Annotated in this window: 5 protein-coding genes; 3 read left to right on the top strand and 2 right to left on the bottom strand. The window is 32.7% G+C overall.

Going from position 1 to position 9,371, the window contains the following annotated elements:
- The 3 genes from Q4512_RS06640 to Q4512_RS06630 all read left to right on the top strand — a co-directional run.
- Window positions 1-3,300: gliding motility-associated C-terminal domain-containing protein (locus Q4512_RS06640; protein ID WP_303423191.1), on the top strand; the 3,300-nt coding region annotated here is incomplete at its 5' end.
- 50 nt (window positions 3,301-3,350) lie between these two features.
- Window positions 3,351-4,295 (top strand): type IX secretion system membrane protein PorP/SprF, encoded by a 945-nt coding sequence (locus Q4512_RS06635; RefSeq protein WP_303423189.1) that lies wholly within the window; start codon window positions 3,351-3,353, stop codon window positions 4,293-4,295.
- Window positions 4,296-4,314: 19 nt separating this feature from the next.
- Window positions 4,315-6,246, top strand: coding sequence for an OmpA family protein (locus Q4512_RS06630; protein ID WP_303423187.1), 1,932 nt, complete (start codon window positions 4,315-4,317; stop codon window positions 6,244-6,246).
- Window positions 6,247-6,303: 57 nt separating this feature from the next.
- On the opposite strand, the gene Q4512_RS06625 is transcribed toward Q4512_RS06630, so the two are convergent.
- Entirely contained in the window at window positions 6,304-7,002 is a 699-nt protein-coding gene (locus tag Q4512_RS06625) for a hypothetical protein (protein WP_303423185.1), read from the bottom strand.
- A 62-nt stretch (window positions 7,003-7,064) separates the two neighbouring features.
- A complete protein-coding gene (locus Q4512_RS06620) occupies window positions 7,065-9,368 on the bottom strand; it encodes a M28 family peptidase (RefSeq protein WP_303423183.1) in 2,304 nt (767 codons plus the stop codon).
- Between the last annotated feature and the right edge of the window lie 3 nt (window positions 9,369-9,371).

The raw sequence follows: 9,371 nt of genomic DNA, 5'->3' as shown, positions 1-9,371 counted from the left end.
ACAGATATCGTAAACAATCCAATGCCAGGCGATGAGAACTATGATGTATGGGCAGCAGCAGATTGTGATGGTGATGGACAAATAAATGGATTAGATACTGAACCATATGATCCATGTGTAGGAGGAAATTTAGCCAACGTAGATTTATCTGATAATACTTCAGATTGGTATACAGCTGATTGTGATGGAGACGGAGTAATCAACGGAACAGAAGTAGATCCAGATATGGATGGTACCGCAGGACCTGATGGAACAGACCCAACTGATCCATGTGATTATAACGTATCGGATGTTACAGTAACTCCAAGTGGAGATTGGTTAACAGCAGATTGTGATGGAGATGGAAATCCAAATGGAACAGATTCTAATCCTTTAGATCCATGTGTTGATGCAGATATTACTATGATCGATCTTAATGATACAACATCAGATTGGTACACCGCGGATTGTGATGGAGATGGCGTAATCAATGGTACAGAGGTGGACCCTGACGGTGATGGTATTGTTGGACCTAATGATACAGACCCTAATGATCCATGTGATTATGATGGTTCTATTCAGGATATTAATAATACAAGTACTGCTTGGTTAGGAATAGATTGTGATGGCGATGGTGTTTCAAATGGTACAGAAATTAATGATGGAACAGATCCTTTAGATACATGTAGTTATTTAGAATCTAGTCAAGATATTTCTACTGTTACTTCAGAATGGGAAGATGCAGATTGTGATGGCGATGGGGAACCAAATGGAACTGATACAGATCCATTCGATCCATGCGCAGGAGATATGGACATTACTACAAACCCACAACCAAGTGATCCAAACTATGAGGTATGGGCAGCAGCAGATTGTGATGGTGATGGACAAATAAATGGATTAGATACTGAACCATATGATCCATGTGTAGGAGGAAATTTAGCCAATGTAGATTTATCTGTTAATACTTCAGATTGGTATACAGCTGATTGTGATGGAGACGGAGTAATCAATGGAACAGAAATAGATCCAGATATGGATGGTATAGCAGGACCAAATGGAACTGATATCAATGATCCATGCGATTACAACGCAGAAGATGTAACTGAAACCCAAACAGGAGATTGGTTATTAGAAGATTGTGATAGCGATGGTAATCCTAATGGAACAGATACAGACCCATTAGATCCTTGTGTGGACGCAGATATTACTATGGTCGATTTACTCGATACAACTAGCGATTGGTATACAGCGGATTGTGATGGTGATGGCGTAATCAATGGAAACGAGGTAGACCCTGATGGTGATGGTATCTTAGGGCCAAATGATACCGACCCAACAGATCCATGTGATTATGATGCCTCTATTCAGGATATCAGTACTACTAGCACAGCTTGGTTAGGCGCTGATTGTGATGGTGATGGAGTTTCAAATGGAACGGAAATTAATGATGGAACAGATCCTCTTGATCCATGTAATTATTTACTAAACAGTCAAGATATAACTATTGTTACTCCAGAATGGGAAGCTTTAGATTGTGATGGTGATGGTGTAACTAATGGAATGGAAGTATTAGATGATACAGATTTATTAGACCCTTGTGATTTTAATATTTTAAGTCAAGACATAACAATAGTTACTTCAGAATGGAATGCTCTTGATTGTGACGGTGATGGTGTTACAAACGGAACGGAAGTAGTAGATAATACAGATGTTTTAGACCCTTGTGATTTTATTGTAACGAGCCAGGATACAACACCAACCACAACTTGGATTAATGCTGATTGTGATGGAGATGGTGTAACTAATGGCGATGAAGTTATTGATGGAACTAACCCTCTAGATCCATGTGAATTTATGCTAGAAAATACAACAGTACCACAAACACCAGAATGGGAAACACTTGATTGTGATGGAGATGGTGTTACAAACGGAATGGAAGTTATTGACGGTACAGATCCATTAGATACATGTGATTTAATTGCTGTTAATCAAGATACTACACCTAGTGTAGCTTGGTTAGATGCTGATTGTGATGGAGACGGCGTAACAAATGGTACCGAAGTATTAGATGGAACCGATCCAACAGATCCATGTGACTTTATTGTAAGCAGTCAAACATCTGGAACATCTGGAATGTGGATGGATGCAGATTGTGATGGCGATGGTGTAACAAATGGTACAGAAGTAACAGATGGTACAGATCCATTGGATTCTTGTGATTTCATTAGCGGAAACCAAACAACAGAACCAACAGTTGAGTGGAATGCTATTGATTGTGATGGAGATGGTGTAATAAATGGACAAGAAATATTGGATAATACAGATCCATTAGATCCTTGTGATTTTGATCCAAGTAGTCAAGATATTACAATAATTACAATGAATTGGGATGAATTAGATTGTGATGGAGATGGTGTTATTAATATTCTTGAAGTGGAAGATGGAACTAATCCTAATGATTCTTGTGACTTTATTTTAGATAGTCAAACGGAAACTCCTTCAAGTGAATGGAATAATGACGATTGTGATGGAGATGGTGTTACTAATGGAGATGAAGTATTAGACGGAACTAATCCATTAGATCAATGTAGTTTAGTAATATCTAGTCAAACACTGCAACCTTCTCCAAGATGGAATTCTACAGATTGTGATGGTGATGGTGTAACCAACGGTGATGAAGTATTAGATGGTTCTAATCCTTTTGATAACTGTGATTATATTTTTACTAGTCAGACTCTAATACCTTCTGATGTATGGAATTCTACAGACTGTGATGGAGATGGTGTTACTAATGGCGATGAAGTTATAGATGGAACAGATCCTACAGACGCTTGTGATTTTGATTTCAATAGTCAAGATATTACAACTGTAAGTGAAAACTGGTTATTAGCAGATTGTGACTGTGATGGTGATGGAGATGGATTTGCTAATGGTTCGGAATTAGCTGATAATAATGCTAATGGAATTCCAGATTATGCAGAATGTAATAATGGGGATCCAGACGCAGAAGACGGTATTAACATCTTTGATATAATGACTCCAAATGAAAATGGATTAAATGATGTATTTGTTATTAGTGGAATTGAAAATTTCCCTAATAATACATTAGAAATTTATAACCGTTGGGGAGTTAAAGTTTATGAAACCGAAGGTTATGGTCAAGGAGATAATTTCTTTAGAGGAGTTTCAGATGGTAGAGTAACTATAAGTAAAGGAGATAAACTTCCTGTAGGTACTTATTATTATGTACTTACTTATGTTAACAACCAAGGAAAGACTGTTAAGAAAGCAGGTCCATTATATATCAATAGAAAATAAAAAAAAACACCTAGCGAATTTTCGTTCGCTAGGTTAAATACAATTATCAAATGAAAAATTATTGCATTGTTATTTTTACCCTAATAGTATTTGGAGTAGGTTTTAATAAAACGTACGCTCAACAAGATGCACAGTACACGCAGTATATGTATAATACTCTAAGTATTAATCCAGCTTATGCAGGATCAAGAGACGTACTTAGTTTTGTGGGCTTATACAGAACGCAATGGGTTGGTTTAGATGGAGCACCAGAATCTTTTACAGGTTCTGTGCATTCACCAATTGGTAAAAAAATGGGATTAGGTGTTAATATTACTAATGATCAAATTTTTATTACAAATGAAACCTATATAGATATAGATTTTAGTTACACTTTAGATTTTTCAAATAATTCTAAACTAGCTCTTGGTTTAAAAGCTGGAGGGCATTTTTTAACTATTGATACGAATAGGTTAAATACGGGTGCATTTAATACTGGAGATTCGGAAGCCGAAATTAATATAGATAATAAATTCTCACCTCAGTTTGGTATAGGAGCTTACTATTATACAGATAAATTTTATTTAGGGTTAAGTGTACCTAACATGTTAGAAACAAAACATTTTGATGAAAATTCAGCAAATACAAATTCATTTTCAACAGCAAAAGAACGTGTTAATTTTTATTTGATGACAGGTTATGTTTTTGATATTAATGAAGACTTAAAGTTTAAACCTTCCGGTTTGGTTAAGTTAGTTGATGGAGCTCCATTACAAGTAGATTTATCAGCTAATTTTTTAATAATGGATAAATTTACAGTAGGAGCAGCTTACAGATGGAGTGCTGCTTTAAGTGCTATGGTAGGTTTTCAGATATCAGACAGGTTAATGCTTGGTTTTGCTTATGATAGAGAAACAACAGAAATACAGCAATATAATGATGGCTCTTATGAGGTGTTTTTAAGATATGAATTGTTTAAAAGAAAAGACTCCATGGTATCTCCAAGATTCTTCTAATAAATTAACTAGTACTATTATGAAAAACGTATATAATATATTAATTCTTACTTTGTTTTTTTCTTCAAGCATATTGTTTGCCCAAGAAAAAGTGATTAAAAAAGCCAATAAAGATTATGAAGAATTTGCTTATGTTGATGCAAGAAATAATTATCTAAAAGCAAATAGTGATGGTTTTCAATCGCTAGAACTACTTAAAAAATTAGGAGACTCTTATTACTTTAATGCAGATTATATAAATGCTGTTAAATGGTATGCACAAGTTTTTGAATCTACAGATGATTTAGATCCAGAATATATTCATAGATACGCTTTATCTCTTAAAAGTTTAGAACAGTATGTTGCTTCAGATAAAGTAATGGAAGCTTTTTATGAAGCAAAAGGAGAAGATTATAGAGCAAATTTATTTGTTAATGAAAGAAATTATTTAGAAGAAATAGAATTACAATCTGGTCGATTTGAATTAATTAAAGTGGATTTTAACTCTAAACTTTCAGATTTTGCTCCTGCATTTAATATCGGTAATGTTACTTTTGCTTCTAATAGAAATAATAGAGGAGTTACAAAAATGGTCCATGATTGGAATGAACAACCATTTTTAGATTTATATTCTTTAAATAATGAAAACGGTATTACTAAATTAAGTAACGAGATTAATACGATTTATCACGAATCTACAGCGGTATATACCAAAGATGGTTTAACGATGTATTTTACTAGAAATAACTTTACAGATAAAGATTATAAAAACGATAAAGAAGGGGTTAATCGCTTAAAACTTTATAGCGCAAAACGTACAGAAGAATCTAATGAATGGACTGTAAAAGAATTGCCTTTTAATAGTGATGAATACTCTACTGCTCATCCAGCTTTAAGTGTGGATGAAAAAACACTTTATTTTGCTAGTGATATGCCAGGAACGAAAGGACTTTCTGATTTATATCAAGTTCCAATCTTAGAAACAGGTTTTGGTACTATTACCAGTTTAGGAGATGGTATTAATACCGAAGGAAGAGAAACATTTCCTTTTGTTAGTAAAGACAATAAATTATATTTTGCTTCCGATGGACATGTTGGATTAGGTGGATTAGATGTTTTTGTTTCAGAAATCAGTACAGATTCTTTTGGAGATGTTTTTAATCTTGGTAAACCCGTTAATGGACCATTTGATGACTTTACATTCATTATCAATAGTAGAACAGGTTCTGGTTATTTTGCTTCTAATAGAGATGGAGGAAAAGGAGATGATGATATTTATTCTTTTAAAAGTATACAACCGTTAATTACTAAATGCCAACAGGCAATTGAAGGTGTTGTATTAAATAAAGTAACAGATGCTCCTTTAGCATATGCAGAAGTAACGTTGTTAAATGACAAAAATGAAGTTATTGATGAAATGACATCTAGAGCAGACGGTAGTTTTAAATTCACTTTAGATTGTTCTACATCGTATTCTGTTAGAGCACAAAAAGAAACTTATAGTCCTGCTGAAAAAGTATTTAATACTCCAAATAAAACAGGTCTTGTAGAACGTACTTTGTTCTTGAAAAAAGAAGAGTATACGCCTCCTTTACCTTTAGGAACAGATATTGCTCCTTTATTAGGAATTAATATTATCTATTTTGATTTAGATAAAGACTTTATTAGACAAGATGCAGAAGTAGAATTACGTAAAATTATTGATTTTATGAATGTATATTCCAATGTAAATATAGACGTAAGATCTCATACAGATAGTCGTAATACTAGTGAGTATAATATTGATTTATCTAACAGGAGAGCGATTTCTACAATAGATTATCTTGTTAATGTTGGAGGAATAAATAGGGCTAGATTAACAGGTCAAGGTTATGGAGAAACACAATTACGAAATAGATGTAAAGATGGTGTTCCATGTAGCGAGTCAGAACATCAATTAAATAGACGTAGTGAGTTTATTATTGTAAAGTAAAAACTTAAAACAAAAAAAAAGGCAACTCTATGAGTTGCCTTTTTTTTATAACTAAAATTAATTCTTCTTATCGTTTTGTGTTTTTTGAGCTAGTAAAGCATTTTTACTTATTAATGCTAAATTGAAATTAGGATTTAAAGCAATAGCTTCCTCTAAAATAGTAACAGCAGCATCTAAATTTGTAGCCTTATTTTCATTAAATTTTAGCATTGCTTTTAAATATAAAAAAGCAGCTTTTAAAGAAACTTGGTAAGGTGTTTTTGTTTCATAATATGCATGTTGCATTTCGCTAGTAGCATTTGTTATTCCATAGGTTATATGCTTGTTTGCTTCAGCAAATTTTTGAGTAGATAAATTAAGTTCTGCTAATTCGTATGCTATATTTACATTTGGAGTACGTTTAAACATTTCATTAAAATGTTGTATAGCAAGCTCTGGCTGGCTGATAGATTTTAAAGAAATAGCTTTTACTTCTAAAGCCATATCCGAATCTGAAGGAACAAAATCTACACCAATGGTATTTAAAGCTTGCATGTATTTGTTTTCACTCATGTATATATAAGCTAAAGTGTCATTTCTAGCAGTAGATGGATCTATTATGTTTAAATGCGTTAAACCATTAATAACACCTTGCACATCACCTTGCAATTTCATTTGTTCGTAATATGCTTCGTAGTGTTTTTTTAATTCGGAATTATTCTGTGCACTTAAAGAATAGCTTGCAGATAAAAATGCGATAAAAAGTAATTTTTTCATTGGTTTTGTTTTTTCTGAGGCTAAAACTAAATAAATTATACAGTTATACTCTTAAAACTATGCTAATTATTTAACGTAATAGTTGTTTTAGTTACGACTGCATCATTTAGAACAAATGGTTTAGGTATCATATTTTCTTCTCTTGGAAGAATATTAAGAGCTTGGTTAGTTAATAAATCATAAGTAGCCTCATAGATTGTGAATGTTGTTTTTTGCGAAACAGGAACGCTTAAAATCATATCTAAAGGTTCATTGTCTGCAACGTAATAACTAAACAATCGATTGTTTTCTCTTTCTTGAAAAGCTTTATTCGAAACTTTGTCTTTTTGGGCCGATATACCATTTATTAAAAAAGCATTAAAAACATTTGTAGTATCTGAAAACACCTCAAAGCGGGCAGCATTTCGTTGCGATGTTATGCAAATTGCAATTTGTCTTTCGCCATTAATTATGGTGTCGTTAGAAATTTCAATTTTTGGTTTCGTAATGTTTTTTACAGCAGCATTTTTGGTAAATGTAAAACTGGATTTGTATTTACTACCAATGGTGTTTTTTGAAAGAGTAGTAGCTGGATCTGGATTATCTGTTAAATAATGTTCTGTCCAAGTATCTAGCATATCATCATACGTTGCCCAAACAGCAGTATTTTCATTAGTGTCTAAAACATATAAAAGACTGTTTGGTTTAGGAGTTTCTTTTGTGAATTTAGAATTGAAATGTGCTTGGATAAGAAATATAATTCCGAAGCATAAAAACAAATACGACCAACGTTTTTTATGTTTTAAAAAACCGAATATAGTAACCAGTAATCCAAAAATTAGGACCACAAATATGGAAGAAACAAACAAGATTTTCAAGCCTAAACCAACCGGAAACATTTTTACCAGAGGCGATATAATAAACAATACCGGAATAGCTAAAATAGCTAAAAGGATGAGACTAGGCTTTTGCTGTCTTATCATTAAAAATAAGCTACATAAGCCAAAGTATACAGGAATAATAAAAAAGCTAGCTCCTTCTAGTTTTAATGCTACAATTACACAAATAAGTAACCAGAAAAATAATGGAGCAATTAATAAATTCACAGGTTTTTCTGAAGCTTTAAATAAATGATAACTATAAAAGCAGATGGCTACAGTTAAGCAGGTAAATGCAGCAATGTAAGTGTGACCATTATAAGTGAAACCATGAAGCATTTCTTGGTAATTAGGATATAAAAATTTTAAGATTTCCCAACCTAAAAAAGTAATTATACCGCCAAACACAAGACTTGTAAAAAAAGGTATAAACCCTTTAACGATATCTTTATGGTTTAATGCTTTTTGTTTAAATCCGTAGAAAACTAAAGCTATAAATACAATAACAGCAATAACTAGCATAGGCCAAATCCATGAAAAAGGATAAATAACCGTCTTAAATAGAGGAACATTAAAATAGATATAATCTTCGTTGCTTTTTACATTATTAAGATTTGCATTACTAAAATGATGGAGTAAAGGCATAAGGTAAGTGCCTTGGTGTTCAAGTGTGTTTCTGTCTAAACGTTCGTAGGTATCTAGTGCGGTGTGATAATCAAAATGGTCATCAATAAAAGCAAAATTGAAACCATCAATATTTTTGTCTGCTCTAAATCGAGTTAAGTCTGTATCATTAGGCAACATTTTATAAATACTATATGCAAGAGAGTTTGCCACAGGGTATTGGGGGTTAGCTTTTACAAACTCTTTCATTAAGTTGGCATTTCCTTGATTGGTTTCAATAAGCATATAACTTGGTCCACCAGAACCACGAGCTTCAAAATTTAAAACAAGTCCTACATCTTTAGCCCAAGGATGTTTATTTACAAAAATATCAGCGCCATTTAAACCAAGTTCTTCACCATCAGAAATTAGAATAATAATATCATTTTTTGGTGTTTTATTTTCTGCTAAAAAAGCACGAATCCCTTCTAAAATTGTTACTACTCCAGATCCTGCATCACTAGCTCCAGGAGAGGAATGCGGATTGCTATCATAATGCGAAAGTAGGAGTAAAGCTTTACTATTATCATTTCCTTTTATTCTAGTTACTATATTTTTAGGTTTCGATAGGTTACCCCATTGACTCATAGAATAGTCTTCTTGAATTTGAGTTTCTAAACCTAGCTTTTCTAATTCGTTTACAATATAATTTCTAATTTTTTGATGGTTTTTATTCCCTAGAAAATGTGGTTCTTTAGATATTTCTTTTAGTGGTATTAAAGCACGTTGGGTAGAAAACGATGTCTCGGGAGCATCTATAGTAGAAATATTGTTTGGTAATAAAGCATCGAAACTAAAATATATAGCCAAACATATAATGAGTAAAGCAATAAGTTTTTTAAACATATC

The sequence above is a fragment of the Oceanihabitans sp. 2_MG-2023 genome (assembly GCF_030547245.1).
Taxonomy (GTDB): Bacteria; Bacteroidota; Bacteroidia; order Flavobacteriales; family Flavobacteriaceae; genus Oceanihabitans.
The sequence above is the reverse complement of the archived record's forward strand: the minus strand, read 5'-3'. Positions and strand labels throughout refer to the sequence as shown.